The sequence below is a fragment of the Streptomyces sp. NPDC058691 genome (assembly GCF_042714775.1).
GTDB lineage: Bacteria > Actinomycetota > Actinomycetes > Streptomycetales > Streptomycetaceae > Actinacidiphila.
The window spans coordinates 71706-97724 of the sequence record NZ_JBHXSO010000022.1; the positions used below are offsets into that span (position 1 = coordinate 71706).

A 26019-nucleotide genomic window follows, 5' to 3' on the forward strand; every position below is an offset into this window, starting at 1 on the left:
GGGAGGGGGCGAAAGGGGTCGAAGCACCAGATCAGAGCCGCCGTGGCAGCCGCCGGAAGCGCGCTACGGCACTACAGCTCCTTGCGGAAGGCCTCGGCCGTGCGCAGCAGCACGTCGTTGGCACCGGTCTCGCCGATCGTGATCCGCACGCCCTCACCGGCGAACGGGCGCACGCTGACCCCCGCGCTCTCGCACCGCGCGGCGAAGTCCGTCGTGTGCTCCCCCAGCCGCAGCCAGACGAAGTTGGCCTGCGTCACCGGGACCGTCCAGCCCTGTGCGGTCAGCGCCTCGTACACCCGGACCCGCTCCGCGACCAGCGCGTCCACCCGGTCCAGCAGCGCCTCCTCGGCGCGCAGCGAGGCCACCGCCGCGTCCTGGGCGAGCTGGCTGACGCCGAAGGGGACGGCGGTCTTGCGCAGCGCGGCCGCCACCGGCTCGTGCGCGATCGCGAAACCGACGCGCAGGCCGGCCAGGCCGTACGCCTTGGAGAAGGTGCGCAGCACGGCGACATTGGGCCGGTCCCGGTAGACCTCGACGCCGTCGGGCACCTCGGGGTCGCGGATGAACTCCTTGTACGCCTCGTCCAGGACGACCAGCACGTCGGAGGGGACGCGGTCGAGGAAGCGCTCCAGCGCGGCACGGCGGACCACGGTGCCGGTGGGGTTGTTGGGGTTGCAGACGAAGACCAGCCGGGTGCGTTCGCTGATCGCGTCCGCCATCGCGTCCAGGTCGTGCGTCTCCTCGGCGTCCAGCGGGACGGGCACCGCGGACGCGCCGCTGATCCGCGTGATGATCGGATAGGCCTCGAAGGACCGCCAGGCGTAGACGACCTCGTCGCCGGGGCCCGAGGTGGCCTGCAGCAACTGCTGGGCCACGCCGACCGATCCGGTGCCGGTCGCGATGTGCTCCACGGGAACGGCGAAACGGTCCGCCAGCTCGGCCTGGAGCGCGGTGCAGGCCATGTCGGGATAGCGGTTGAAGCTCCCCGCGGCGGCCGTGACCGCCTCGAGGACACCGGGCAGCGGCGGGTAGGGATTCTCGTTGGAGGACAGCTTGTAAGCCGTCACGCCGTCCTCCACCGCCGGGGGTCGACCCGGCTTGTAGGTGGGGATACCGTCCAGTTCGCGGCGCAGTCGGGGGTTCATGCCCACACCATACGAGCGGCCCCCCGCTCTGGGGAGGCCCCTGATGTGCGCGAGTACCAGGGGGCGCCCGGCCGCGGTGGTGTGCTGGGCGGAGCGATGCGCGCCGGTGGCGCACGCGGTGGCGCGCATCCCTCGTAGGAGTGAGTTGATGCCGCTCCGGACCAGGGACCATTGCCCCCGCGATCCCGGCGGCCGGTCTCGTAACCAGCGGTCGAAACCCCATGCGACCTGCGCATTCAAGGCCCCGTCCCGGATCGCGGAACGCAGAAACGTCTCTGTCAATCCGCCACGCGGACCCCCCGCGAACGGACCACCCGAGCCCTACTATCACCACGCCATGACAGCAGCAGGGAACCACCAGGCGAACCGGCCCGTCGGACGCCGGCTGGAGCGGGCGGGCATCAGGGACGTGGCCGCCGCGGCCGGTGTCTCGATCACCACTGTCTCCGACGCGCTCAACGGCAAGGGCCGGCTGCCCGACGCCACCCGCGCACATGTCCGTGAGGTCGCCGACCGGCTGGGCTACCGCCCCTCGGCCGCCGCCCGCACGCTGCGCACCGGCCGGTCGGGGCTCATCGGGCTGACCGTGACCACCTACGGGGAAGAACCTTTCACCTTCACCGAGTTCGCCTACTTCGCCGAGATGGCCAGGGCCGCCACCTCCGCCGCGCTCGCCCGCGGATACGCCCTGGTCATCCTGCCCGCCTCGTCCCGCCACGACGTGTGGAGCAACGTGGCGCTCGACGGCACCGTCGTGATCGACCCCTCCGACCACGACCCGATGGTCACCGAACTCGTCCGGCAGGGCATCCCCGTGGTCAGCGACGGCCGCCCGGCCGGCAGCCTGCCCGTCCAGGCCTGGGTCGACAACGACCACGAGGCCGCCGTGCTCGGCATCCTGGAACATCTGGCCGAGGCCGGCGCCCGCCGGATCGGCCTGCTCACCGGCACCAGCACGGACACCTACACCCGGCTGTCCACCAGCGCCTACCTGAGCTGGTGCGAGCGGATCGGGCAGGAACCGGTGGTCGAGTCCTACCCGGCCCACGACCCCTGCGCCGGGGCCGTCGCCGCCGACCGCCTCCTCGCCCGCCCCGACCGGCCCGACGCGGTCTACGGCCTCTTCGACCCCAACGGCACCGACCTGCTGGCCGCCGCCCGGCGCTACGGGCTGCGCGTCCCGGAGGACCTGCTGCTGGTGTGCTGCAGCGAGAGCATGGTCTACGCGACCACCGAGCCGCCCATCACCACCCTCTCCCTGAAACCGGGGCGTATCGGCACCGCCGTGGTCCAGCTGCTCATCGACGCCATCGAGGGCGTGGACGGCGGCCGCCCGGTCCAGCAGGTCATGCCGACCGACCTCATCGTCCGCACCTCCTCCCAGCGACGCTCCCCCCGCACCACGGTGAACCCGCCGCGTGGACCCTCCGGGGGCTGAGCGGTACGTGCTCCGTGCCGGCCGGGCGGCCGGGGGACGGCGGCGGAACCGGAAACCCATGCGGAGCCGTATCCTCCGGGGGCGCGAGGGGCCCGCCCCGGGGGGATTTGTCCCGACCAGATGAAATCGCTATCACCAGGTGTGTCACGCCACGACATCGTCATTCCTATGATGGGCGGATGGCGGCGCGACGGTGGAGGGTTCGATGACTCAGGGGGCAGGTCAGGGACCCATGCTCGGCACGGGGTTCGGCGGGCATCCGCAGGGGGCGGAGGCCGCGGCCCAGAGCGCGCCACCGGCGCCTCCCGGCCCCCAGTCCGGCTACGAGCCCACACTCGTCGAAGAGATCCCGCTGCCCGAGGAGTACACGCCCACCCAGCGCGACCTCCCGGTCATCAGCGCCTCCGACGAACCGCCGCTCGGCCCGCTCTACGTCGTCGGCGACGTCCACGGCTACCTCGGCGAGCTCTGCGACGCCCTCTACGCGGTCGGGCTGATCGATGCCGAAGGCCACTGGGCGGCCGGCAACGCCCGCCTGTGGTTCCTCGGCGACTTCACCGACCGCGGCCCGGACGGCGTCGGCGTCATCGACCTGGTCATGCAGCTGTCCGCCGAGGCCGCCGCGGCCGGCGGCTACACCCGCGCCCTCATGGGCAACCACGAGCTGCTGCTCTACGGCGCCCACCGCTTCGGCGACACACCGGTGAACTCCGCCGGCGGCACCGCCACCTTCCTGGCCGCCTGGCGCCTCAACGGCGGCCAGACCAGCGACATGGAGCGGCTCCAGGACCACCACATCGCCTGGATGTCCCGGCTGGACGCGGCCACCCTCGCCGACGGCCACCTCCTGCTGCACTCCGACACCACCGCCTACCTGGAGTACGGCGAGACCATCGACGCCATGAACGACGCCGTCACCGGCATCCTCCAGCGCGGCGACGCCGACGAGTGCTGGGAGCTGTTCCGCAAGTTCACCCGGCGCTTCGCCTTCCGCGGCGAGGACGGGGCGCAGGCGGCGCGGGAACTGCTCGACACCTACGGCGGCCGGCGCGTCGTGCACGGCCACAGCCCCATCCCGTACCTGCTCGGCGAGGCCGGCGGCGAGCACACCGCGGACTCCCCCGACCGGACGACCGTCATCGAGGGACCGCACGTCTACGCAGACGACCTCGCGGTCGCGATGGACGGCGGGGTGACCATGGACGGCAAACTCCTGGTCGCACGCCTGCCGTTGTAGCCCCCGAAACCCCCATTTTCCGGAAACACTCTGTCACCCCGTCACCTCCGCGCTCTACCATCGGGGTATCCGTAGGCAGCTTCTCCTCCGCTTCCGCCCAGCCGGTCCGGAACTCCAGCGCGGACTTCGGGGCGGCACCGGAGACGGAGCATCGGGGGATGCACATGAACAGCGCTCCACATCTGCTCACCGAGGACCGCCCGGAGTTCGAGCGCGCCCTCGACACGGCTCTGCACTCGGAGAGCACCCGGGCCGCCCTCGCGGACGCCCGGAACCCGCTCAACACCGAGCAGTTGCGCACCATGGCGCTCAGCGCCACCGCGACCATTTCCGCCTGCGCGGCGCCGGAGTACGAGAGTTACGTCAAAGCCCGCGAGGCGCTGTCCGAGCAACGCCGCGAACGGCGGGTCGCCGCCGTCTCCGGCATCGGCTACGCGGCCGCCGCACCGGGCGTCGCCGACGGCTCGGGGGCCGGGCTGTTCGCGATCGTCGCCGTCCTCACACCCGTGCTCGCCGGCACCGCCGCCATGATCTTCCTGGTACTGGGCTACGCCCTGGCGCTCGGCCATCCCGAGCCGGACATCGCCCCTCCCCTGCGCCAGGCCGGCTGGCTCTTCGCGGCGGTCGCCGCCTGCGGGATCGTCGTCGGCATGATCGGCCTGCTCCTCACGGCCCTGCGCAACGACCCCACCGCCGAGAGCGACCACCCGCCCGACGAACCGCCCGAGGTCGCCGCGGCACGCGAGATCTGGCGCCGGGCCCTGCTGGAACGCGGCCTCCAGCCCTTCCTGGAGGCCGCCCTGGCCAAGACCGCCGGCTCCGCCCAGCCCCCACCGGACCGCCGGGGCGACGACAACCACCGCATGCCGCGCCTGGGTTACTCCCGCCCCGACTTCAGCAGCCCCGGCCCCGAGTCCTCCCCGGAACCCGGGCACCGGTTCACCAGCCCCGACTTCTCCAGCCCCGACTTCTCCAGTCCGGACTACGGCGGCCCCGACCACGCCCCCAACTGAAGGTGGCGGACGGCCCCCGCTCCCGCGTCGCCGCGGGAGCGGGGCCGTGTCGTTCCGCCGCGTGCGGGGTGGGCTCAGTCCGCCAGCGGCAGGTACACGCGGTTGCCCGCGGCGGCGAACTCCTCGGACTTCTCCGCCATGCCGGCCTCGATCTCCTCGGCCGTGGCGCCGTGCTGCCGCCGGATGTCCTGGGAGATCTTCATCGAGCAGAACTTCGGGCCGCACATGGAGCAGAAGTGCGCGGTCTTCGCCGGTTCGGCCGGCAGCGTCTCGTCGTGGAAGGCCCGTGCCGTGTCCGCGTCGAGGGCCAGGTTGAACTGGTCCTCCCAGCGGAACTCGAAGCGGGCGTCGGACAGGGCGTCGTCCCAGTCCTGCGCGCCGGGGTGGCCCTTGGCGAGGTCGGCGGCATGGGCGGCGATCTTGTAGGTGATCACGCCGGTCTTGACGTCGTCGCGGTCGGGCAGGCCCAGGTGCTCCTTGGGGGTGACGTAGCAGAGCATGGCCGTGCCCCACCAGGCGATCATCGCGGCGCCGATGCCGGAGGTGATGTGGTCGTAGGCGGGTGCGATGTCGGTGGTCAGCGGGCCGAGAGTGTAGAACGGCGCCTCCTCGCAGATCTCCTGCTGAAGTCTCACGTTGTCGGCGATCTTGTGCATCGGCACATGCCCCGGCCCCTCGATCATCGTCTGCACACCGTGCCGCTTGGCGACGCTGTTGAGCTCGCCGAGCGTGCGCAGTTCCGCGAACTGCGCCTCGTCGTTGGCGTCCGCGATGGAGCCGGGGCGCAGCCCGTCACCGAGGGAGTACGTGACGTCATAGGCGGCGAGGATCTCGCAGAGCTCGTCGAAGTGCTCGTAGAGGAAGCTCTCCTTGTGGTGGGCGAGGCACCAGGCCGCCATGATCGAGCCGCCGCGGGAGACGATGCCGGTCTTGCGGCGGGCGGTGAGCGGGACGTACCGCAGCAGGACTCCCGCGTGCACGGTCATGTAGTCGACGCCCTGCTCGGCCTGCTCGACGACCGTGTCCTTGTAGATCTCCCAGGTCAGCTCCTCGGCCTTGCCGTCGACCTTCTCCAGGGCCTGGTAGAGGGGGACGGTGCCGATGGGGACGGGGGAGTTGCGCAGCACCCACTCACGGGTGGTGTGGATGTTGCGGCCGGTGGACAGGTCCATGACCGTGTCGGCGCCCCAGCGGGTGGCCCAGGTCATCTTCTCCACCTCCTCCTCGATGGAGGAGGTGACGGCAGAGTTGCCGATGTTGGCGTTGACCTTCACCAGGAACCGCTTGCCGATGATCATCGGCTCGGTCTCCGGGTGGTTGACGTTCGCCGGCAGCACCGCGCGGCCCGCCGCGATCTCCTCGCGGACGACCTCGGGCGGGACGTTCTCGCGGATCGCGGCGAACTCCATCTCCGGGGTGATCTCGCCGCGCCGGGCGTACGCGAGCTGGGTGACCGCCTGCCCGCCCTGTCCGCGCCGGGGCGGGCGCGGACGGCCGGGGAAGACGGCGTCCAGGTTGCGCAGCCCGCCGCGGGGGAAGGTGTGCCTGACGCCGTCGTCCTCGGGGCGGACGGGGCGGCCCGGGTACTCCTGCGTGTCGCCGCGGGCGGCGATCCAGTTCTCCCGCAACGGCGGGAGGCCGCGGCGGACGTCGGTGGTGACGTTCGGGTCGGTGTACGGACCGGAGGTGTCGTACAGCGTCACGTCCCGGCCGTCGGTGAGGTGCACCCGGCGGACGGGGACCTCGATGTCCGGGCGGGACCCCGTCACATAGGCCTTGTGCGGGCCGATTTCGCGCGCGCCTGCATTCTGCATGGTCATGAAACCCACTCCCTACGCCGGCATTACCCGGTAACAGGTTCAGCGGTCGGCGCAGCTGGTGGCCTTCGGCCGGTCAGCGCCCTCTCAGCCCGGTGCTCCGAGCTCCCGCGGTGTGCAAAGCGGGCACAACGCTAGCGGGTCTTCTCCAGCGCGCACCAGCGGGCCTTGGCATGATCGGCGGGTGGACTCACCTCATGCGCACCCTCAGCCCCACGGCCACAGCCATGGCCACGGCCACGGCCACGGTCCCGTGCCGCCGGTCTCCCGGCATCTGCGGAAGGTCATCGCCGCGGTGCTGATCCCGTTCATCGCCGCGGTGGTGGTCGGCCTGGTGGTGCTCTGGCCCAACGGAGTGCCGGCCCACAAGCGCACGGGCGTCGGGTTCGACCAGCAGACGCAGTCGGGCCGGGTGGTGCGGGTCGAGAACGTCAACTGCGCGGACGTCAACGCCGTGCCGAACAGCCCCGCCCAGCCCAGCGCGGCACCGTCCGGCGGGCCGTCCCCCACCCCGTCGGCCCCGCCGTCGATCTGCGAGCGGGCGACCATCGAGGTCACCTCCGGCAAGGACACCGGCCGCACCTTCACCGAGATCGTGCAGCCGACCCAGACCCGGCACTACACACAGGGGCAGAAGGTCCTCCTCTCCTACGCGCCCGCCGCGCCCAAGGAGTTGCAGTACTCGGTCGCCGACGTGGACCGGTCGCTGCCGTTGTGGCTGCTGGCCGGGCTCTTCGCCGCCGCGGTGGTCCTGGTCGGGCGGCTGCGCGGGATCCTGGCACTGGTGGCGCTGATCATCAGCTTCGCGGTGCTGACGCTGTTCATCCTCCCGGCGATCCTGCACGGCAGCGATCCGCTGCTGGTGGCGGTCGTCGGCGGCAGCGCCATCATGCTGATCGCGCTCTACATGTGCCACGGCCTCAACGCCCGTACCTCGGTGGCCGTCCTCGGCACGCTCTGCTCACTGCTGCTGATCGCGCTGCTGGGCTCGGTGTTCATCGACTGGGCGGTGCTCAGCGGCAACACCTCGGACGAGACCGGGCTGATCCACGACCTCTATCCGGGCATCGAGATCCACGGCCTGCTGCTGGCGGGCATCGTCATCGGGTCGCTCGGTGTCCTGGACGATGTGACGGTCACCCAGACCTCGGCCGTGTGGGAGCTGCGGGACGCCGATCCGGGCGCCGGCCGGCGGAAGCTGTACCGGGCGGCGATGCGCATCGGCCGTGACCACATCGCCTCGGTGGTCAACACCCTGGTGCTGGCGTACGCGGGTGCCGCACTCCCGCTGCTGCTGCTCTTCTCCATCGCGCAGCGCGGCGTGCTGGCGGTGGCCGGCAGCGAGTTGGTCGCCGAGGAGATCGTGCGGACCCTGGTCGGCAGCATCGGGCTGGTGGTGGCCGTGCCGCTGACGACCGCGCTGGCCGCGCTGGTGGTGTCGGCGGACCGCTCCGGGGGGGACACTGTCCCCACGGGCGGCGGGCGGCGCCGGCGCCGCGCGCGGTGAAGCACCGAGGTACGGGGGTGGGCAGCGTGATCGGGCTTCAGGGGAGGGTGACCGGCACGGTGGGCCCGGGGCTGGTCGGCGAGGTGATCGTGCAGGTCCGCGGGGGTGCGGAGGCCTTCCTCGCGTACCCGGCCACCGAGGGGGAGCGCATCGGGAAGGGCACGGTCGTGGTGGTCGTCGAGTACCTGCCGCCGCGGACCGTGTACGTCGCGCCCGCGTACGGCTGACCGGGACGGGCGCGTTCGTATCAAGAACGCGACAAGGATGCGCCAGGATCTTCCCGTGCGTCTTGCGCAGGCGCACACTCCCGTACGCGGCCCCGATCGGGGCCAATCGTAAGGGGGCGTATGCCGATGGTGATCGGCGTCGCGGCGGGCGCGGTGCTCGTCGCTCTCATCATCCTGATCGTGCTGTTCCGGCTCATGTGGCGGGTCGCCGAGCCGAACGAGGCACTGGTCATATCGGGTTCCAAACACCGCACCGACGGCGTGGGGGAGGGCATGGGGTTCCGCGTCGTCACCGGTCGCGGGACGCTGGTGATGCCCGGTGTCCAGGTGGTGCGGAAGCTGTCGCTGGACCTCAACGAGGCCGAGCTGAACGTGGACTGCGTCACGCAGCAGGGCATCCCGCTCAAGGTGCACGGCGTGGTCATCTTCAAGGTCGGCGACGACACCGTGTCGATCGCCAACGCCGCACGGCGTTTCCTGGACCAGCAGAAGTTCATGCCCGAGCGGGTGCACAACGTCTTCGCCGGTCATCTGCGCTCCATCGTGGGCGGGTTGACGGTGGAGCAGATGATCCGCGACCGGGAGCGGCTGACGGCCGAGACCCGGGCGGCGTCGGGTTCGGAGATGGAGAAGCTCGGCCTGATCATCGACTCGCTGCAGATCCACGAGATCGTCGACCCGACCGGGTACATCAAGAACCTCTCGGCCCCGCACGCCGCCGCCGTCCACCGCGACGCACGTATCGCGCAGGCGGAGGCGGACCGGCTGGCCACCGAGGCCGAGCAGCAGGCGGCGGCCCGCATGGCGGAGGCCACCCGGGACAGCCAGATCCTCCAGGCCGGCTACACGGCCGAACGGGACAAGGCCACCGCATCCGCGCAGCAGGCGGGCCCGCTCGCCGAGGCGGCGGCCCGGCAGGAGGTCGTGGTCCAGGAGACCAGGGTCGCCGAACTCGAGGCGCAGCGGCGCGAGCAGCAGCTGCAGGCGGATGTCCGCAAGCCGGCGGACGCCTCCGCGTACGAGAAGCGGACGCTGGCCGAGGCCGAGCGCGACGCGCGGATCTCGGCGGCCGAGGCGAAGGCCAGGGAGACGGAGCTGGCCGCCATCGCCGAGGCGAACCGGGTGAAGACCGCCGCCGCGGCCCAGGCGGAGCAGACCAAGATCAACGGTGAGGCGACCGCCGCGGCCACCCGGGCCACGGGTGAGGCCGAGGCCGCGGCCACTCAGGCCCGCGGTCTGGCGGAGGCCGAGTCCGCCCGGGCGAAGGGTCTGGCGGAGGCCGACGCGATCAAGGCGCGGGCCGCCGCGCTGGCGGAGAACCAGGAGGCGGTCGTCGCCCAGCAACTGGCCGAGAACTGGCCGGAGATCGTCCGGGCCGGCGCGTCCGCCTTCGGCAACGTCGACCACATGGTGCTGCTCAACGGCGCCGACGGCATGTCCGAGATGTTCGCCAAGGCGCTCACCATGGGCGGCACGGGCCTGGGGCTGGCCCGCCAGCTGCTCGCCCAGATGAACGGTGGGGCCGAGCCGTCGTCCAATGGCTCGGCGCCGCAACGCCCCGAGCGCGTCCCGCTCCAGGACTGAGCGGAGCGCTCCCGCGGGGTCCGGTCGTCTCCGGGCCCCGCGGGGTCACCACTTGTCGCGGGAGTCCGACGACGAGGTGACCTTCTTCACCACGAACACCAGGCCGCCGACCAGCGCCACGAAGATCAGCACCTTGAACAGCAGCCAGAACAGGAAGCCGACCGCACTCGCGATCATGCCGCCGAAGACCACGATCGCGATCACCGGCACCGCGACCCACTTGACCCACCAGGGCACGCCCTCGAACAGCTTCACCGTTTCCTCCTCCGTATCGTCCTTGGTCCCAAGGCTAGGGCCGCGGGGGTCCGGTGCGGAGGCCCGGTGGACCCCATCCGCCCCTGACCGTCCCCCTACGGGACCCGGGGTGCGGCCCTCATCCCTCGGGCGGCGAGAAGACCACCAGGACCCGCAGGTCCTCGCTGACATGGTGGAAGCGGTGCGGCACCCGGGCCGGCACATAGACCACGCTGCCCCGCGCGACCTGCGTCGTCTCCTCCCCCACGGTGATCAGCGCGCGGCCGCTCACCACGAGGTAGATCTCGTCCTGGGCATGCGGTTTCTGCGGATCGAGCTCGCCGGCCCCCAGCGCGTACAGCCCGGCGGACATGTTCCGCTCCCGCAGGAAGCTCAGATACGCGCCGTCGTTGGCGGCGCGCTCGGCCTCCAGGTCGTCCAGCCGGAACACCTTCACTTGCCCGCTCCCTTACACCCCTGTGCCTGCGCGATCACTTCTGCGACGATCTCAGCCATGATGAACTTCGTCGTCAAGACGCTCGCGAACGCCGGGGCCCTGCTGGTGGCCATCTGGCTCGTGGGCAACATCACGCTCACCGGTGACGACACCGCGCACAGAGCGCTCACCCTGGTCCTGGTCGCCCTGGTCTTCGGCCTGGTCAACTGGCTGGTGAAGCCGTTGCTGAAGCTGCTCTCGTTCCCCCTGCTGATCCTCACCCTGGGATTGTTCACCCTGGTGGTGAACGCCCTGATGCTGCTGCTGACCTCCTGGCTGTCCGGGAAGCTGGATCTCGACTTCCACGTCGAGGGCTTCTGGGCTGCCGTTCTCGGCGGTCTGATCATCAGCATCGTGTCCTGGGCGCTGAACATGGTCCTGCCCGACGAGGACTGAGCGCGGAAGCTGCATCATGGAGGCCATGAGCGCTGCGTCGTCGCCCCGCACCCCGTTCCGGGTGTGCTTCGTCTGCACCGGCAACATCTGCCGGTCGCCCATGGCCGAGCACGTCTTCCGCGCTCGCGTCGAGGAGGCCGGGCTCGACGGCCTGGTCGTGGTCGACAGCGCGGGCACCGGCTCCTGGCACGAGGGGGACGGCGCCGACCACCGCACGGTGTCCGTGCTCCGTGCCGCGGGATACGGGCACGAGCACGTGGCCCGGCAGTTCCAGCCCGAGTGGTTCGCCGGCCTGGACCTGGTCGTCGCCCTGGACGGCGGGCATCTGCGGGCCCTGCGGCGCCTCGCGCCGACCCCGGAGGACGCCGCCAAGGTACGGCTGCTGCGCAGCTGGGACCCGGCGGCCGCCGGCGCCGCGGACGGCGCCGGACTCGATGTACCCGACCCCTACTACGGGTACATGGACGGCTTCGAGCTCTGCCTGGAGATGTGCGAGGCCGCCGCCGGCGGCCTGCTGGACGCCGTGCGCGACGCCCTCGGCGAGCCCGCCCCGGCCCCGTGAACCGGCCCGCAGATCCCGGGGGTCCCGACGGCCGCGGCGGCCTTGCCGCTCGCGTGGCGGCCCTGCTGGGCCGGGACGCGGGCGAAGCGGTCCCGGTGGGCGGCGGTTCCATCTGCACGACGGCCCGGCTGAGGGTTCCCGACGGCCGCGCGGTCTTCGCCAAGACCCTCGACGGCGCCCCGGACGGCTTCTTCGCCGCCGAGGCGGCGGGACTGCGGCTGCTGGCCGGCTCCGGCACGGTCGCGGTGCCGGAGGTGCTGGCGGCCGACCGGCACACCCTGGTCCTGGAGTGGATCGAGCCCGGTCCGGCCACCCCGGCCCAGGCCGAGCGGCTGGGCCGCGAACTGGCCGCCCTGCACGGCGTGCGGGCCCCGGCCTGGGGCACCGCCGGTCCCGGCTTCATCGGCGGGCTCCCGCTGCCGTCCCCTGCCGGACGGCCGCCCACCGCCGCCGAGGACTGGCCCGCCTTCCACGCCAGGCACCGGCTGCTGCCCTTCCTGCGGCAGGCCGCCGACGGCGGGGCGATGGCCCCGGCCGACGTGCGGTCGGTGGAGCGGGTCTGCGAGCTGCTGCCGCGGATCGCGGGAGCCCCGCGGCCCCCCGCGCTGATCCACGGCGACCTGTGGTCCGGCAACGTCCTGTTCGCCGCCGACGGCCGCGCCCGGCTGGTCGACCCGGCCGCACAGGGCGGCCTCCCCGAGGCGGATCTGGCCATGCTGGAGCTGTTCGGCTGCCCGCAGTTGCCGCGCGTCCTCGCGGCGTACGAGGAGGTGCGCCCCGTACCGGGGCGGCAGGAGCGCCTGGCGCTGCACCAGTTGCACCCGCTGCTGGTGCACGCGGCCCTCTTCGGCGGCCACTACGGAGCCGCCGCCGGCCGCGCCGCCCGGGAGGCCCTGTCGCGGGCCTAGCGGGCGATCGGGTTGGATGGGCCGTACACCGACATGGTCCGCCGGTACGTTCGACGTGCCGGGGAGAACGAGGAGAGCGCGATGACGGAGTACGAGAACGCGCCCGGGGACAGCACCCGCAGCGTGCACGCCGGGCGCCCGGAAGCGCGGCCGCATGAGCCGGCGCTGCCCGGCCCGGTCTTCGCCGCGCACTTCCACCTGCCGGGCGACGTCACCGGCCCGTACACCTACGGCCGCGACGAGAACCCCACGTGGACCCGGCTCGAGGAGGCCATCTCCGCCCTGGAGTCCCCGGGCACCGACGCCGAGACGCTGGTCTTCTCCTCGGGCATGGGCGCGATCGCCTCCGTGCTGCTCTCCCAGGTGAGCACCGGGGACACCGTGGTGCTCCCCTCGGACTGCTACCAGGCCACCCGCTCCCTGCGGGGGCGCCTTGAGGAGTACGGGGTCGCGGTACGGCTCGCCCCGACCGCGGGCGACGCGCAGGCGGAGGTGCTCCAGGGCGCGAAGCTGCTGTGGATCGAGACCCCGTCCAACCCGGGCCTGGACGTGTGCGACATCCGGCGGCTGGCCGACGCGGCGCACGCCGCCGGCGCGCTGGTCGCCGTGGACAACACCCTGGCCACCCCGCTCGGCCAGCGCCCGCTCGACCTCGGCGCGGACTTCTCGGTGGCCAGCGGCACCAAGGCGCTGTCCGGCCACGGCGACCTGCTGCTGGGCTACGTGACCACCCGCCGCCCCGAACTCGCCGCCCAGGTACGGCTGTGGCGCAAGACCGTCGGCGCCATCCCGGGCCCGATGGAGGCCTGGCTGGCGCACCGCTCGCTGTCCACCCTCGCGCTGCGCGTGGACCGGCAGGCCGCCAACGCGCTGGCGCTGACCACCGCGTTGCTGGAGCGCCCCGAGGTCACCGACGTACGCCACCCCGGTCACCCGGAGGACCCGGCGCACACCGTCGCCGCCGCGCAGATGGCCCGCTTCGGCAGCGTCGTCTCCTTCACCCTCCCGGACAAGGCGCACGCCGAACGCTTCCTGTCCGCCCTGCTGTTGACGACCGAGGCGACGAGCTTCGGCAGCGTGACGAGCACGGCCGAGCGGCGGGCGCGCTGGGGTGGCGACGCGGTGCCCGAGGGCTTCGTGCGCTTCTCGGTGGGTGTGGAGGACGCGGCCGACATCGTGCGGGACGTGCTGCACGCGCTCGACACCGCCAAGTAGCGCCCACTGTTCATTCGGAACAGATATATCTACGTAGACGTCGCTACGCAGAATGGGTGGCCCGAGCCTCCCCCCTCGTGGCTCGGACCACCCTGGCTATACGCGCGGAGATCCGCTCGAACAAGGCTAGTTGACTCTGCGTCAGTGTCCAATCACAGTTGCGATGCAGACCTATCGATATATTTATAGTTGCGGGCACGACAAACGCTTCAAGGGAGCGGTTCCATGGATCTGGCTCTGCTGCGCACGTTCGTCACGGTGCACCGAGCCGGATCCTTCACCAGGGCCGCCCAGTTGCTGGGCCTGTCCCAGCCCGCGGTCACCAGCCAGATCCGGAGCCTGGAGCGGCAGGTCGGCCGCCCCCTGTTCCTGCGGCTGCCGCGCGGGGTCAGCCCCACTCCCGTCGGCGACGACCTGGCCCACAGGGTCGCCCCACACCTCGACGCCCTCATGGAGATCACCGAGGGGGATCTCGCCGAGGAGTCCGGCAACCGCACCGTCCATCTCGCCGGGCCGCCCACCTTCACCTCGCTGCGCGCCCTGCCCGCCCTCGCGCCGCTGGTCGCCGAGGGCCTGCAACTGCGCATAGCGCTCGCCGGCGAGGACGAGGCGCTGGCCGGTCTCGCCGCCGGGCACCACGACGTGTCGCTGGGCACCATCCGCCCGCGCGACCGGCTGCTGGCGGCCACCGCGCTGTGGGACGAGGAGCAGATCCTGGTCGCCGCGCCCGCCTGGCAGGAGCGCATCGGCGGCCCGCAGGCGGTGCACACCCACGGGGCGCGGGCCCTGGACGACGTCCCGGTGATCTCCTACGACGAGGGCATGCCGCTGCTCGACCACTACTGGTCGGCGGTCTTCGACAGCAGCCCCGCCATCGTGCCCGCGGTGGTGGTGCCGGACCTGCGGGCGGTGCTGGAGTGCGTGGTGGCCGGGGTCGGCATGGCCGTGCTGCCGCGCTACCTGTGCTGCGAGGCGCTGACCGAGGGAGTCGCCGCGGCGCTGCTGGAGCCGCCGGTGCCCCCGCTGCGCACCTACTTCCTCTCCGTGCGCGCCGGGACGCTCGCCCTGCCGCACATAGCGCGGGTGCACGATCAGCTCGTGCGCGCCGCGACCGGCTGGTGAGCACGCGCCGGGCGGCCGCCGGGTGACATCCGAGGGAACGGCGCGTTCCGATTCGCCGTCCCGGAGGCGTTTGCCGTCTCCCGTGCCGCGGCAGATCTCAGGCATGGCCCCGGACACCGGAACACCCGCCCCACCCGCTCCGCCGACCGCCCCGGCCACCCGGCCCGTGGTCAAGCGCACCGCCCGCGCCATCCTGCTGGACGGCGACTCCCTCGTCCTCATCAAGCGCACCAAGCCCGGCCTCAGCCCGTACTGGGTCACCCCCGGCGGCGGCGTGGAGGCCGGGGACGCCACCGTGGTGGAGGCCCTCCACCGCGAGCTCGACGAGGAACTGGGCGCCAAGGTCACCGACGTCGTCCCCGCCTTCGTCGACACCGTCGAGCACATCGCGGGCGACGGCTCGCACGGCGTGAAGGTGCAGCACTTCTTCGTCTGCCGGCTGGCGTCGATGGACCCGGCCCGGCGACACGGCCCCGAGGTGGACGAGCCCTCGGGGACGTACGAGATCGTGCATGTGCCCTTCAGCCGGGTCGGGCTCGCCTCGGTGGAGGTCGTCCCGCTCACCCTGCGGCACTACCTGGACGGCAACATCGAGGGCGTGCTGGGACTGCTCTCCTCCGACCTGGGCTGATCCGGGCCGGACGCTGGTGGGGCAACGTTTTTCCTCGTGAGGTGGGAGCCCGGGGCCGAGGGGGACGCGGTGGATCAGTCGCCGGCCGCGACCAGTTCCTCGATCAGGTCGTGTCGGATGCGCTGTGAGGGGATGCCGCTGCGCAGCAGGCTGTCCACGCCGCTGCGGATCATCCCGGGCGGGCCGCTCAGGTAGGCGTCGAACTCCGGCCAGGGCCCGTACTGGTGGACGATCTCCGGCAGTTGACCGTGCAGACTGCCGGGGCCGCCCTCGGAGACCACCGGGCGCACCGACAGCCAGGGGTGCTCGCGGTCCAGCCGCAGCAGGGTGTCGAGGTCGTACAGGTCGTGGTCGCTGCGGGCGCCGTAGAAGACCTCCATGGCGCGCCGCCGGCCGTGCTCGGCGACGTCCTCCACCAGCGCCTTGATGGGGGCGATGCCGGTGCCGCCGCCGAGGCAGAGCAGACCGTTGTCGGCGCTGTGGTCGACCACCATGGAGCCGGACGGGGGTCCGAGCCGGACGATGTCGCCCGGCCGGGCGCGGTGCACCAGCGCCCTGCTCACCCAGCCGGCCGGAACGGCCTTGACGTGGAAGAGGAGCAGGCCGTCGGCCCGCGGGGCGGACGCGAAGGAGTAGTGCCGCCACACGCGCGGCCACCAGGGGGTCTCCAGCGTCGTGTACTGCCCGGCGAGGAAGGGGTAGGGCTGGTCGGGCCGCACGGTGACCACGGCTATGTCGGGGGTGCGCAGCTCGTGCGAGACGATCTCGGCGTGCCACCAGGGCGGCGCGTGCTTCTCGTCGGCGGCCGCGGCGTCGATCATGATCTGCGAGATCGCGGTGTAGGCGCGGACCCAGGCGGCCTCGACCTCGTCGTCCCAGATGTCGGCGGCATAGCGGGTCAGGGCGCCGATCAGGCACTCGCCGACGGCCGGGTAGTGCTCGGGGCGGGTGCCGTACTTGCGGTGCCCGCGGCCGAGATGGGCCAGGTATTCGGTCAGCGTCTCGGCGTCGTCGATGTGTTCTGCGGCGGTAAGAAGCGCTCTCAGCAATCGGTCCCGCTGGGCGTCCATCGCCGCCGGGAAGAGTTCGCGCAATTCCGGGTGCCGTATGAACAAAAGCGCATAGAAATACGACGTCGTTTTGTCAGCGACGGGGCCCACGGTTTCCATGGTCCTGCGGATCAGTACCGCGTCGGGGCTCGGCCCCGACGCGGGGCCCGGCTCCGCGCGGGGCGACGGATCGGGGGCCGGCAAGGTCGGCGGGGGCGGTGGGGGCGGGGGCGGATCCGGGATCGGCGGGGGCGCGGCGGCGACGCCGCCACCGGCCCCCGGCCGTGCGGATATCCGGCCGGCACCCGTTCCCACCGGCCGTATCGTCCGCACCGGCCTGCTGGGCATCCCGCTCCCGGGGCCCCCTGCGTCCGTGCCGCCCGCCGCGCCATCGTGGTGCGGCCGCGGCCCCTCGGGGGCCCGGCGGGGGCTGAACCATCCGTCGCTGTCGGCGTCGGCCCCCTTGCCGGGCCCGGCCGCGTTCGTGGTCAGAGCGTCCATGATCAGCTTCGCCTCGAGCTTCTCCCGGTCGGTGTCCGTCGTCGGCACACGTTCTGCGCGGAGAGCCTGCCAGGCGCGTCATGCCGAAGGGACAAATAGCCGGAAGTACGGGAAACGCGGATACGAATCCCGTTAGGCTCGGTTACCTACGGTCTCCGCCCATTGCCGTGGGCATGCGTGCCGATGGGAATTCACACGTCACCCCGTGACGAGTGCATATGCTTCCCGCAAATCACGACCGGCGTAGGCGTGGGTCGCCAGGCCGCTCACGTGGTGGTCGCCGTTGACGGCCACCGAGACCGGCACCGCAGCGAAGAGCGCGGTGTCCGACATCGAGTCCCCGTACGCCACGCACTCCCGCCGGCTCACCCCGTACCGGGCGCACAGCTCGTCCGCCGCCGTCACCTTGGACTGCGGCAGCAGGATGCCCGACCGGTCCAGCAGCGCGTCCGGCGCGAACGGCACCGCGGGGAAGACCGAGGCCCGCACCTCGTGCGCGCCCCACTCCAGCAGCCGCCGCACGAAGAAGTCCGGCGAGAGCGAGATCACGGCGCAGTGCTCGCCGCGCGCCGCGATGTCCGCCCACACCTCGCGTATCCCGGTGAGCCACGGGGCTCCCTCGAAGGCCGCCGCGATGTGGGCGTCGGTCAGCAACCCGTACATCCCCCAGGCGCGCTCGGCGTAGCCGGGCGGGTCGATGACGCCGCCCGCGAGCGCCACCTCCAGCTCGCGGAACTCGGCCACCAGCCCCAGCTCCCGGGCGAGTTCCATGCTCGCCGAGGAGCCGTGCATCAGCGTCCCGTCCATGTCGAAGATGTGCAGCCGTCCCACGTTCCCTCTCCCCTCGTCCGCCCCCTGGGACGGTACGCGACCCTGGCCGCCGGGGTCGTGCCGGTGCCGCTGCCGGCGGGCGCGTGGTTCGGGATCAGGCCGCCCGGACGGCAGTCCGCACGACGGATCGCCGGCCGGCGCACCCGATGCCCATAGGGGAAAACTATGCCCGCCGCGCGCCCGCACCCCGCCACGCTTCCCGCATGACGACGCCCCTGCCTTCCCCGCTGCCCGCCCGCCGCCTCGGTCCCGGCGATCTCGCCGCCTGCTCGGAACTCGCCGTCAGCCGCGACTGGGGCGCGGAGGAGCACAAGTGGCGCTTCCTGCTCACCCACGGCACCGGCTGGGGCATCGACGCCCCCGACGGCCGGGGCCTGGCCGCCACCGCCATCCTCACCCGCTACGCGGGCGGCCTTGCCGCCGTCAGCATGGTGCTCGTCGCCGCCCGTTACGAGGGCCGCGGCCTCGGCCGGCGCATCATGACGCACGTCCTCGGCGAGGCCGGGGACGACACCGTCACCCTGCACGCCACGGACCGCGGCCGCCCGCTGTACGAGAAGCTCGGCTTCCGCGCCGTCGGCACCGTCGTCACCCACCGCGGCACCTTCCGCCCGCCGGCCGCGGACGAAGCGGGCCCGGCCGCCGTGCGCCCCGCGGGGGATGCGGACCTGCCGGCCCTGCTCGCCCTGGACGCCGAGGTGTTCGGCGCCGACCGCTCGCCCCTGCTGCGCGACCTCCCCCGCTTCGCGACCCGCACCCTGGTGGCCGAGGAGGACGGCAGGCTGACCGGCTACGCCTCCGCGTGGCTCAATGAGGGCACCCTCATCGTCGGCCCGGTCGTCGCGGACACCACGGCCGTCGCCCGCCGGCTCATTACGGCGATCGCCCGCGACGCCGCGGGCCCCGTCCGGCTCGATCTGCTCACCGAGGACCCACTGCGGCACACCCTGCCCGCCTGGGCCACCGCGCAAGGCGTCGTGCCCGCCTTCCCCAACACCCTGATGGTGCTGGGCGACCGCGACCTGCCCGGCGACGACGCACGGCGCCACACGCCGCTCATGCTGGCGCTGGGCTGACCGCGCGCGGGGCCGAGGGCGGCCGGGAATTCCGGCGCCACAGCCGTACGGACGTCAGGTCTGGGCCATGTCCACGAAGCGGGAGTAGTGGCCCTGGAAGGCCACGGTGATCGTCGCCGTGGGGCCGTTACGGTGCTTGGCCACGATCAGGTCGGCCTCGCCGGCGCGGGGGGACTCCTTCTCGTAGGCGTCCTCGCGGTGCAGCAGGATCACCATGTCGGCGTCCTGCTCGATGGAGCCGGACTCACGCAGGTCACTGACCATCGGCCGCTTGTCCGTGCGCTGTTCTGGCCCACGGTTCAGCTGGGAGAGCGCGATGACCGGCACCTCCAGCTCCTTGGCGAGGAGCTTGAGGTTCCGGGACATGTCGGAGACCTCCTGCTGGCGGCTCTCGGGGCGGCGCGAGCCGCCCGCCTGCATCAGCTGGAGGTAGTCGATGACGACCAGGCGCAGGTCGTTGCGCTGCTTCAGGCGGCGGCACTTGGCGCGGATCTCCATCATCGACAGGTTCGGGGAGTCGTCGATGTAGAGGGGGGCCGCGGAGACGTCGGGCATCCGGCGGGCGAGCCGGGTCCAGTCGTCGTCGGTCATGTTGCCGGAGCGCATGTGGTGCAGCGCCACCCGGGCCTCGGCGGACAGCAGGCGCATCGCGATCTCGTTGCGGCCCATTTCGAGGGAGAAGAAGACGCTGGGCATGCCGCTGGCGACCGAGCAGGCCCGGGCGAAGTCCAGCGCGAGCGTGGACTTGCCCATCGCGGGACGGGCGGCGATGACGATCATCTGGCCGGGGTGCAGGCCGTTGGTGAGGGAGTCCAGGTCGGCGAAGCCCGTGGGCACGCCGGACATCTGGCCGCTGCGGGAGCCGATGGCCTCGATCTCGTCGAGTGCGCCCTCCATGATGTCGGAGAGCGGCAGATAGTCCTCGCTGGTGCGCTGCTCGGTGACGGCGTAGATCTCGGCCTGGGCCGAGTTGACGATCTCGTCGACGTCGCCGTCGGCGGCGTATCCCATCTGCGTGATGCGCGTGCCGGCCTCGACCAGGCGCCGCAGGACCGCGCGTTCGTGCACGATCTCGGCGTAGTACTCGGCGTTGGCGGCGGTGGGCACCGCGTTGACGAGGCTGTGCAGATACGGGGAGCCGCCGACGCGGCTGAGCTCGCCGCGCTTGGTGAGCTCGGCGGCCACCGTGATCGGGTCGGCGGGCTCGCCGCGCGCGTAGAGGTCGAGGATCGCCGCGTAGACCGTCTCGTGCGCGGGACGGTAGAAGTCGGCGCCCTTGAGGACCTCGACGACGTCGGCGATGGCGTCCTTGGACAGCAGCATGCCGCCCAGCACCGACATCTCGGCGTCCAGGTCCTGCGGGGGGACGCGCTCGAAGCCGCCGCCACCGCGGTCCTCGTCACGGTCGCGATCGCGGTCGTGGTCGCGGTCGTCCTTGCGGCGGAAACGGGCGACGGGCAGCCGGTCGCCGGGACCGTCCGGCGGGAAGGGAGGCTCCCCTCCCCAGTGGTCCTCCGCGGGTTCGGGCTGGCTCACCCCCCTGCCACCTCCTCCCGTGGACGCGCATCGTCACCGCTGCGTGGCCGTTCTTTCCTACGCCATCGCTCTGACACTTCTGACAATCGAGACGCCCGCGCACGCCTGTGGCACGTCGGGCGACGCCCCACGGTAGGGGTCCCCGGGGCCCGGAGCCAAGACGGTTATCCACAGGGGCTGGGGACGACCTGTTGAAGAAACCGCTTCGCCTGTGGAGAAGCCCGCCCAAGCTGTGTACAGGGCGGGGGACAGTGACGTGGACAAGCACACAATCACCCAATGATCACGGCCTTGACCTGCGCTTTCTTCATCCACCCACTGTGGAAAAGAAAAACTTCCCCCTTCGGCTCAAGATCGCGACAAACGACGCGGAGCAGATCACCCTGCGCAGCGACAGGTAATGGATGAAATCACCTTGCGGCTATTACATGTGGATGATTACGCTGGCCGCGTGCCTCAGACCGCCGAGTTCTCCCGCCAGCAGTCCGCCCGCCGCCACGACCGCGAGATCATCGGCCTCGCCCTGCCCGCCTTCGGCGCCCTGATCGCCGAACCGCTCTTCCTCCTGGCCGACAGCGCGATCGTCGGTCACCTCGGCACGGCACAGCTCGCCGGCCTCGGTGTGGCCGGTGCCCTCCTCACCACGGTCGTCGGAGTCTTCGTCTTCCTCGCGTACGCCACCACGGCCGCCGTCGCCCGCCGGGTCGGCGCGGGCGACCTGCCCGCCGCGATCCGCCAGGGCATGGACGGCATCTGGCTCGCCCTCCTGATCAGCGTCGCCGCCATGGCCGTGACCGTCCCCGCCGCGCCCGCCCTCACCGGCCTCTTCGGCGCCTCGGGCACCGCGGCCCCGTACGCCGTCACCTATCTGCGGATCAGCGCCCTGGGCATCCCCGCGATGCTCGTCGTCCTCGCCGCGACCGGCGTCCTGCGCGGCCTGCAGAACACCAGGACCCCTCTGTATGTGGCCGTCGCGGGCTTCGCCGCGAACGCCGGGCTCAACGTACTGCTCGTCTACGGCGCCGGGTTCGGCATCGCCGGTTCCGCCTGGGGCACCGTCATCGCCCAGAACGCCATGGCGGCCGCCTACCTCACGGTCGTCGTCCGCGGCGCCCGGCGGCACGGCGCCTCCCTGCGGCCCGACCTCGCGGGCATCCGGGCCTGCGCCCGGGCCGGGACGCCGCTGCTGATCCGCACGCTGAGCCTGCGCGCCGTCCTCATGATCGCCACCGCCGTCGCGGCCCGGCTCGGCGACGTGTCGATCGCCGCCCACCAGATCACCTTCGCCCTGTGGACCCTCGCCGCGTACGCCCTGGACGCCCTCGCCATCGCGGGCCAGGCCATCATCGGCCGTCACCTGGGCGCCGGCGACGCCGAGGGGGCGCGGTCCGCCTGCCGCCGCATGGTGCGGTGGGGAATCGCGGCGGGCGTGGCGATCGGGCTGGTGATGGCCGCGGGCCGGCCGCTGCTCGCGCCGCTGTTCACCTCCGACCCGTCGGTGCACTCCGCCCTGATGCCGGTGCTGCTCGTCGCGGCGCTGGCGCAACCGGTCAGCGGAGCGGTCTTCGTCCTGGACGGCGTGCTCATCGGGGCCGGTGACGGCGGCTACCTGGCCGGATCCATGATCGTCACCCTGATCGTCTTCGCCCCGGTCGCCCTGGCCGTGCCCGCGCTGGGCGGCGGCCTGACCGCGCTGTGGTGGGCGATGAACCTGATGATGCTGACCCGGCTGGTCACCTTGCGGCTGCGCGCCCGTTCCGGCGACTGGGCGGTCACCGGCGCGGTCCGCGCCTGACCGGCCGGCTTGGCGCGAACGAGGCCCAGGCGCGGAAGCACCACCCGGAACGGACGAAGGGCCCGGAACCATGTGGTTCCGGGCCCTTCGCTCACGCGGTGGGGGTCAGCTCGCGACGACCTCGACGTCGAGACCGGCCTCGACCTCGGGGTGCAGACGCACCGACACCTTGTGCGAGCCCAGCGTCTTGATCGGCGAACCGATCTCGACCCGGCGCTTGTCCACGTCCGGACCGCCCGCGGCCTTGATCGCGGCGGCGATGTCGGCCGGGGTCACCGAGCCGAACAGACGGCCGGCGTCACCCGCGCGGGTCGCCAGCTTGACCTTGACACCAGCGAGCTGCGCCTTGACGGCGGTGGCCTGCTCGATGGTCGCGATCTCGCGGATCCGGCGCGCGCGGCGGATCTGCTCGACGTCCTTCTCGCCACCCTTGGTCCACGCGATCGCGAAACCGCGGGGGATCAGGTAGTTGCGGGCGTAGCCGCTCTTGACCTCGACGACGTCGCCTGCGGCGCCGAGGCCGCTGACCTCATTGGTGAGGATGATCTTCGCCATTGCTGAGTCACCCTTCCTTAGCGAGCGGTCGAGGTGTAGGGCAGCAGCGCCATCTCACGGCTGTTCTTCACGGCCGTGGCGACGTCGCGCTGGTGCTGGGTGCAGTTGCCGGTGACCCGGCGGGCACGGATCTTGCCGCGGTCGGAGATGAACTTCCGCAGCAGGTTCGTGTCCTTGTAGTCCACGTACGTGATCTTGTCCTTGCAGAACACGCAAACCTTCTTCTTCGGCTTGCGAGCAGGCGGCTTCGCCATTGTCTCTCTCCAGTGTGATCAAGAAGTGTGGTGCGCCGCCCTTAGAAGGGCGGCTCGTCCGAGTAGCCGCCGCCGGAACCGGAGCCACCGCCCCAGTTGCCGCCACCACCCTGGCCGCCACCGGCCGGAGCGCTGGTCGCCCAGGGGTCGTCGGCGGGAGCGCCGCCCTGGCCGCCACCGGAGCCACCGCCCCAGTTGCCGCCACCACCCTGGCCGCCGCCGTAACCGCCCTGACCGCCGCGGGCGCCGCCGGCACCGCCGCCGCTCGCCCTGGTGATCTTGGCGGTCGCGCTGCGCAGGCTGGCGCCGACCTCGTCGACGTCCAGCTCGTAGACCGTCCGCTTGACGCCCTCGCGGTCGTCGTAGGACCGCTGCTTCAGCCGGCCCTGCACGATCACGCGCATGCCCTTCTGAAGGGACTCCGCCACGTTCTCCGCCGCCTGCCGCCAGACCGAGCACGTGAGGAAGAGGCTCTCGCCGTCCTTCCACTCGTTGGTCTGCCGGTCGAAGGTGCGGGGGGTGGACGCGACACGGAACTTCGCGACCGCCGCACCGGAGGGGGTGAAGCGCAGCTCGGGGTCGTCGACGAGATTGCCGACGACCGTGATGACGGTCTCGCCTGCCATGGTGGGTGACCTCTCGGCTTTTCTTGGCTGCTCGGTATCCCGAATGCCGTGAGCCGTCAGGCTCAGTGGGTTTCGGGGCGGAGGACCTTGGTCCGGAGGACCGACTCGTTCAGGTTCATCTGACGGTCGAGCTCCTTGACGACCTCAGGTGTGGCGTTGAGGTCGATGACCGAGTAGATGCCCTCGGGCTTCTTCTTGATCTCGTAAGAGAGACGACGACGGCCCCAGGTGTCGATCTTCTCGACCTTGCCGCCGCCCGTACGGACGACACCAAGGAAGTTCTCGATCAGCGGGGAGACAGCACGCTCCTCGAGATCGGGGTCGAGGATCACCATCACCTCGTAGTGACGCATGTGGAACCCACCTCCTTCGGACTCAGCGGCCATGGCGTTTCCATGGCAGGAGGGTTTGCATCGCGTCGCAACGGTATCGCGGGCCACCGACAACGCCCTGGGCGTTCCGGGGATCGCACCCCGGAGGCCCTGTGGATCGCTGGGCGGATCGTCGGATGGCCCTGCACAGACACCGGTGCAGACGGTACACACTACCCGGCCCCGTGCTTCCGGTTGAAATCCGCCCGCGGAAGGCCGCAATCTGTACACATCGGGTGTGTCCGGCGCTACGATGCGCCACTTCTCCGTCACGGAGGTGCCCCATGGCACAGGCAGTACGACCCACCACCGACGCTCGTCACCACCACCGCTTCCGATTCACCTTCAACAGCGACGGCCAGCCCCACCCGGTGGAGAACGGCCTCGCCATCGCGACGCTCGTGCTGGGCCTGCTCGCCTCCATCGCCTCCATCTGGAGCGGGCTGCACCTGCTCAGCTCCTGGGCCGGCCTGATCGGCCTGCTCGTCGGCGCCTACGGGCAGTACCGCTCGGTCACCACCGCGGAGCGCTTCTTCTTCATCATCGGGATGGGCCTGGCCGGGATCGGCTTCTACATCGGCATGGCCCACGGCGGTCTCTTCGGCGGAGTGCTGGGAGGTTAGGCCGCGGCCCGCGGTTGTCCACAGCCCTCGCGGGGGCGTTCGCCGTTCGCAGTAGGCTTCGGCGCAGTAGTAGTGCAGTAGTAGTGCAGACAGAGACGCCTTAGCCGCAGCAGCGATGGGGAGCGCCCCGCATGAGCTTGACCCTGAGGACCATCAGTCGGGAACAGCACCTGGCGTACATCCAGAGCCTGCCCTCGGCGAGCCACTGCCAGGTCCCCGCCTGGGCGGACGTCAAGACCGAATGGCGCTCGGAGAACCTGGGCTGGTTCGACGACAGGACCGGTGAACTGGTCGGCGCGGGCCTGGTCCTGTACCGGCAGCTGCCCAAGGTGAAGCGGTACCTGGCGTACCTGCCCGAAGGCCCGGTCATCAACTGGTACGCGCCCAACCTGGAGGAGTGGCTGCGCCCGATGCTCGCGCATCTGAAGCAGCAGGGTGCCTTCTCCGTGAAGATGGGCCCGCCCGTGGTGATCCGCCGCTGGGACGCGAACGCCATCAAGGCGGGCATCGCCGACCCGGACGTCAAGCGCCTGCGCGACGTCGAGGCGACCTTCATCGAGCCCCGCGCCTTCGAGGTGGCCGACCGCCTGCGCCGCATGGGCTGGCAGCAGGGCGAGGACGGCGGCGCCGGCTTCGGCGACGTGCAGCCGCGCTACGTCTTCCAGGTCCCGCTGGAGAACCGCAGCCTGGACGACGTCCAGAAGGGCTTCAACCAGCTGTGGCGGCGCAACATCAAGAAGGCCGAGAAGGCCGGCGTCGAGGTCGTCCAGGGCGGCTACGACGACCTGCCGGTGTGGCAGCAGCTGTACGAGGTCACCGCCGAGCGCGACCACTTCCGGCCGCGCCCGCTGTCGTACTTCCAGCGCATGTGGCAGGTGCTCAACAGCGAGGACCCCAACCGCATGCGCCTGTACTTCGCCAAGCACGAGGGCGAGGTGGTCGCCGCCGCGACGATGCTCGTCGTCGGCCGGCACGTCTGGTACTCCTACGGCGCCTCGGCCAACCACAAGCGCGAGGTCCGTCCCAGCAACGCCATGCAGTGGCGCATGCTGCGGGACGCCTACGCGCTCGGCGCGAGCGTGTACGACCTGCGCGGCATCAGCGACTCCCTGGACGAGAGCGACCACCTCTTCGGGCTCATCCAGTTCAAGGTGGGCACCGGTGGGCAGGCTGCCGAATACTTGGGCGAGTGGGACTTCCCGCTCAACAAGCTGCTCCACAAGGCGCTCGACATCTACATGTCGCGTCGCTGACCAGCCCGCCCGCCCGA

General features: G+C 71.7%; 27 protein-coding genes and 1 riboswitch. Of the genes, 16 read left to right on the forward strand and 11 right to left on the reverse strand.

The window, feature by feature from the left end; translation table 11 throughout:
- Positions 1-71 precede the first annotated feature (71 nt).
- On the reverse strand, positions 72-1145 hold the full coding sequence (hisC, locus tag ACFWVC_RS17715; RefSeq protein ID WP_384286043.1) for a histidinol-phosphate transaminase: 1074 nt from the start codon (positions 1143-1145) through the stop codon (positions 72-74).
- 337 nt (positions 1146-1482) lie between these two features.
- Between hisC and ACFWVC_RS17720 the strand changes: the two genes are divergently transcribed.
- The 3 genes from ACFWVC_RS17720 (at position 1483) to ACFWVC_RS17730 (ending at position 4833) form a co-directional block, all read left to right on the forward strand.
- Positions 1483-2583 (forward strand): LacI family DNA-binding transcriptional regulator, encoded by a 1101-nt coding sequence (locus ACFWVC_RS17720; RefSeq protein WP_384286045.1) that lies wholly within the window; start codon positions 1483-1485, stop codon positions 2581-2583.
- A 232-nt stretch (positions 2584-2815) separates the two neighbouring features.
- Positions 2816-3820, forward strand: a complete 1005-nt coding sequence (locus ACFWVC_RS17725; RefSeq protein ID WP_384286049.1) for a metallophosphoesterase — start codon at positions 2816-2818, stop codon at positions 3818-3820.
- 158 nt (positions 3821-3978) lie between these two features.
- Positions 3979-4833 carry a hypothetical protein gene (locus ACFWVC_RS17730; RefSeq protein WP_384286054.1) on the forward strand — a complete coding sequence of 285 codons (855 nt, stop codon included), beginning with the start codon at positions 3979-3981 and terminating at the stop codon, positions 4831-4833.
- Positions 4834-4907: 74 nt separating this feature from the next.
- Here ACFWVC_RS17730 and thiC read toward each other — a convergent pair whose 3' ends face one another.
- Positions 4908-6653 (reverse strand): phosphomethylpyrimidine synthase ThiC, encoded by a 1746-nt coding sequence (thiC, locus tag ACFWVC_RS17735; RefSeq protein ID WP_384286058.1) that lies wholly within the window; start codon positions 6651-6653, stop codon positions 4908-4910.
- A riboswitch (TPP riboswitch) is annotated at positions 6645-6772 on the reverse strand. (Overlaps the previous gene by 9 nt.)
- A gap of 62 nt (positions 6773-6834) precedes the next feature.
- Here thiC and ACFWVC_RS17740 point away from each other — a divergent pair.
- The 3 genes from ACFWVC_RS17740 (at position 6835) to ACFWVC_RS17750 (ending at position 9968) form a co-directional block, all read left to right on the forward strand.
- Entirely contained in the window at positions 6835-8157 is a 1323-nt protein-coding gene (locus tag ACFWVC_RS17740) for a YibE/F family protein (RefSeq protein ID WP_384286064.1), read from the forward strand.
- A 26-nt stretch (positions 8158-8183) separates the two neighbouring features.
- Positions 8184-8384, forward strand: coding sequence for a hypothetical protein (locus ACFWVC_RS17745; protein WP_384286070.1), 201 nt, complete (start codon positions 8184-8186; stop codon positions 8382-8384).
- Between the two features lie 120 nt (positions 8385-8504).
- A complete protein-coding gene (locus tag ACFWVC_RS17750) occupies positions 8505-9968 on the forward strand; it encodes a flotillin family protein (RefSeq protein ID WP_384286075.1) in 1464 nt (487 codons plus the stop codon).
- Positions 9969-10013: 45 nt separating this feature from the next.
- Here ACFWVC_RS17750 and ACFWVC_RS17755 read toward each other — a convergent pair whose 3' ends face one another.
- Together ACFWVC_RS17755 and ACFWVC_RS17760 are read right to left on the reverse strand one after the other, a co-directional pair.
- Positions 10014-10223, reverse strand: a complete 210-nt coding sequence (locus tag ACFWVC_RS17755; protein ID WP_384286077.1) for a DUF5326 family protein — start codon at positions 10221-10223, stop codon at positions 10014-10016.
- A gap of 118 nt (positions 10224-10341) precedes the next feature.
- Positions 10342-10659: a cupin domain-containing protein gene (locus ACFWVC_RS17760; protein ID WP_384286081.1), complete on the reverse strand. Its 318-nt coding sequence runs from the start codon at positions 10657-10659 to the stop codon at positions 10342-10344.
- Positions 10660-10716: 57 nt separating this feature from the next.
- Between ACFWVC_RS17760 and ACFWVC_RS17765 the strand changes: the two genes are divergently transcribed.
- The 6 genes from ACFWVC_RS17765 to ACFWVC_RS17790 all read left to right on the forward strand — a co-directional run bounded on the left by ACFWVC_RS17765 (position 10717) and on the right by ACFWVC_RS17790 (position 15532).
- Positions 10717-11094: a phage holin family protein gene (locus ACFWVC_RS17765; RefSeq protein WP_384286084.1), complete on the forward strand. Its 378-nt coding sequence runs from the start codon at positions 10717-10719 to the stop codon at positions 11092-11094.
- 25 nt (positions 11095-11119) lie between these two features.
- Positions 11120-11656 (forward strand): low molecular weight protein-tyrosine-phosphatase, encoded by a 537-nt coding sequence (locus ACFWVC_RS17770; RefSeq protein WP_384286089.1) that lies wholly within the window; start codon positions 11120-11122, stop codon positions 11654-11656.
- A gap of 53 nt (positions 11657-11709) precedes the next feature.
- Positions 11710-12564 (forward strand): fructosamine kinase family protein, encoded by an 855-nt coding sequence (locus ACFWVC_RS17775; protein ID WP_384286092.1) that lies wholly within the window; start codon positions 11710-11712, stop codon positions 12562-12564.
- Positions 12565-12645: 81 nt separating this feature from the next.
- Entirely contained in the window at positions 12646-13779 is a 1134-nt protein-coding gene (locus tag ACFWVC_RS17780; protein WP_384286094.1) for a cystathionine gamma-lyase, read from the forward strand.
- A 225-nt stretch (positions 13780-14004) separates the two neighbouring features.
- Positions 14005-14901 carry a LysR family transcriptional regulator gene (locus ACFWVC_RS17785; protein ID WP_384286097.1) on the forward strand — a complete coding sequence of 299 codons (897 nt, stop codon included), beginning with the start codon at positions 14005-14007 and terminating at the stop codon, positions 14899-14901.
- Positions 14902-15004: 103 nt separating this feature from the next.
- A complete protein-coding gene (locus tag ACFWVC_RS17790) occupies positions 15005-15532 on the forward strand; it encodes an NUDIX domain-containing protein (RefSeq protein WP_384286099.1) in 528 nt (175 codons plus the stop codon).
- A gap of 74 nt (positions 15533-15606) precedes the next feature.
- On the opposite strand, the gene ACFWVC_RS17795 is transcribed toward ACFWVC_RS17790, so the two are convergent.
- Positions 15607-17082, reverse strand: a complete 1476-nt coding sequence (locus ACFWVC_RS17795; RefSeq protein ID WP_384286185.1) for a globin domain-containing protein — start codon at positions 17080-17082, stop codon at positions 15607-15609.
- A 198-nt stretch (positions 17083-17280) separates the two neighbouring features.
- Complete coding sequence (locus ACFWVC_RS17800) at positions 17281-17913, reverse strand: HAD family hydrolase (RefSeq protein ID WP_384286102.1); 633 nt, start codon at positions 17911-17913, stop codon at positions 17281-17283.
- Between the two features lie 203 nt (positions 17914-18116).
- On the opposite strand from ACFWVC_RS17800, the gene ACFWVC_RS17805 reads away from it, so the two are divergent.
- A complete protein-coding gene (locus tag ACFWVC_RS17805; protein ID WP_384286105.1) occupies positions 18117-18989 on the forward strand; it encodes a GNAT family N-acetyltransferase in 873 nt (290 codons plus the stop codon).
- A 54-nt stretch (positions 18990-19043) separates the two neighbouring features.
- Here ACFWVC_RS17805 and dnaB read toward each other — a convergent pair whose 3' ends face one another.
- Positions 19044-20525, reverse strand: a complete 1482-nt coding sequence (gene dnaB, locus ACFWVC_RS17810; RefSeq protein ID WP_384286108.1) for a replicative DNA helicase — start codon at positions 20523-20525, stop codon at positions 19044-19046.
- Positions 20526-20976: 451 nt separating this feature from the next.
- Here dnaB and ACFWVC_RS17815 point away from each other — a divergent pair, with 451 nt between their 5' ends.
- Entirely contained in the window at positions 20977-22320 is a 1344-nt protein-coding gene (locus ACFWVC_RS17815) for an MATE family efflux transporter (protein ID WP_384286110.1), read from the forward strand.
- Positions 22321-22425: 105 nt separating this feature from the next.
- Here the strand turns inward: ACFWVC_RS17815 and rplI are convergent, their stop codons facing one another.
- The 4 genes from rplI to rpsF all read right to left on the reverse strand — a co-directional run bounded on the left by rplI (position 22426) and on the right by rpsF (position 24108).
- Complete coding sequence (gene rplI, locus ACFWVC_RS17820) at positions 22426-22875, reverse strand: 50S ribosomal protein L9 (RefSeq protein ID WP_384286112.1); 450 nt, start codon at positions 22873-22875, stop codon at positions 22426-22428.
- Between the two features lie 17 nt (positions 22876-22892).
- On the reverse strand, positions 22893-23129 hold the full coding sequence (gene rpsR / locus ACFWVC_RS17825) for a 30S ribosomal protein S18 (RefSeq protein ID WP_026250812.1): 237 nt from the start codon (positions 23127-23129) through the stop codon (positions 22893-22895).
- A gap of 41 nt (positions 23130-23170) precedes the next feature.
- On the reverse strand, positions 23171-23755 hold the full coding sequence (locus ACFWVC_RS17830; protein WP_384286116.1) for a single-stranded DNA-binding protein: 585 nt from the start codon (positions 23753-23755) through the stop codon (positions 23171-23173).
- A gap of 62 nt (positions 23756-23817) precedes the next feature.
- On the reverse strand, positions 23818-24108 hold the full coding sequence (rpsF, locus tag ACFWVC_RS17835; protein WP_319663375.1) for a 30S ribosomal protein S6: 291 nt from the start codon (positions 24106-24108) through the stop codon (positions 23818-23820).
- Between the two features lie 302 nt (positions 24109-24410).
- Here rpsF and ACFWVC_RS17840 point away from each other — a divergent pair, with 302 nt between their 5' ends.
- A complete protein-coding gene (locus ACFWVC_RS17840) occupies positions 24411-24749 on the forward strand; it encodes a hypothetical protein (protein ID WP_384286118.1) in 339 nt (112 codons plus the stop codon).
- A gap of 131 nt (positions 24750-24880) precedes the next feature.
- Positions 24881-26002: a lipid II:glycine glycyltransferase FemX gene (locus ACFWVC_RS17845; protein WP_384286120.1), complete on the forward strand. Its 1122-nt coding sequence runs from the start codon at positions 24881-24883 to the stop codon at positions 26000-26002.
- The last annotated feature ends 17 nt before the right edge of the window (positions 26003-26019 follow it).

Bases quoted from the DNA above. Each gene is read 5' to 3' on its own strand.
- hisC (WP_384286043.1), bottom strand. From the start codon at position 1,145: ATGAACCCCCGACTGCGCCGCGAACTGGACGGTATCCCCACCTACAAG.
- ACFWVC_RS17720 (WP_384286045.1), top strand. From the start codon at position 1,483: ATGACAGCAGCAGGGAACCACCAGGCGAACCGGCCCGTCGGACGCCGG.
- ACFWVC_RS17725 (WP_384286049.1), top strand. From the start codon at position 2,816: ATGCTCGGCACGGGGTTCGGCGGGCATCCGCAGGGGGCGGAGGCCGCG.
- ACFWVC_RS17730 (WP_384286054.1), top strand. From the start codon at position 3,979: ATGCACATGAACAGCGCTCCACATCTGCTCACCGAGGACCGCCCGGAG.
- thiC (WP_384286058.1), bottom strand. From the start codon at position 6,653: ATGACCATGCAGAATGCAGGCGCGCGCGAAATCGGCCCGCACAAGGCC.
- ACFWVC_RS17750 (WP_384286075.1), top strand. From the start codon at position 8,505: ATGCCGATGGTGATCGGCGTCGCGGCGGGCGCGGTGCTCGTCGCTCTC.
- ACFWVC_RS17765 (WP_384286084.1), top strand. From the start codon at position 10,717: ATGATGAACTTCGTCGTCAAGACGCTCGCGAACGCCGGGGCCCTGCTG.
- ACFWVC_RS17770 (WP_384286089.1), top strand. From the start codon at position 11,120: ATGAGCGCTGCGTCGTCGCCCCGCACCCCGTTCCGGGTGTGCTTCGTC.
- ACFWVC_RS17780 (WP_384286094.1), top strand. From the start codon at position 12,646: ATGACGGAGTACGAGAACGCGCCCGGGGACAGCACCCGCAGCGTGCAC.
- ACFWVC_RS17785 (WP_384286097.1), top strand. From the start codon at position 14,005: ATGGATCTGGCTCTGCTGCGCACGTTCGTCACGGTGCACCGAGCCGGA.
- ACFWVC_RS17790 (WP_384286099.1), top strand. From the start codon at position 15,005: ATGGCCCCGGACACCGGAACACCCGCCCCACCCGCTCCGCCGACCGCC.
- ACFWVC_RS17795 (WP_384286185.1), bottom strand. From the start codon at position 17,082: ATGGACGCTCTGACCACGAACGCGGCCGGGCCCGGCAAGGGGGCCGAC.
- ACFWVC_RS17805 (WP_384286105.1), top strand. From the start codon at position 18,117: ATGACGACGCCCCTGCCTTCCCCGCTGCCCGCCCGCCGCCTCGGTCCC.
- rplI (WP_384286112.1), bottom strand. From the start codon at position 22,875: ATGGCGAAGATCATCCTCACCAATGAGGTCAGCGGCCTCGGCGCCGCA.
- rpsR (WP_026250812.1), bottom strand. From the start codon at position 23,129: ATGGCGAAGCCGCCTGCTCGCAAGCCGAAGAAGAAGGTTTGCGTGTTC.
- ACFWVC_RS17830 (WP_384286116.1), bottom strand. From the start codon at position 23,755: ATGGCAGGCGAGACCGTCATCACGGTCGTCGGCAATCTCGTCGACGAC.
- rpsF (WP_319663375.1), bottom strand. From the start codon at position 24,108: ATGCGTCACTACGAGGTGATGGTGATCCTCGACCCCGATCTCGAGGAG.
- ACFWVC_RS17840 (WP_384286118.1), top strand. From the start codon at position 24,411: ATGGCACAGGCAGTACGACCCACCACCGACGCTCGTCACCACCACCGC.
- ACFWVC_RS17845 (WP_384286120.1), top strand. From the start codon at position 24,881: ATGAGCTTGACCCTGAGGACCATCAGTCGGGAACAGCACCTGGCGTAC.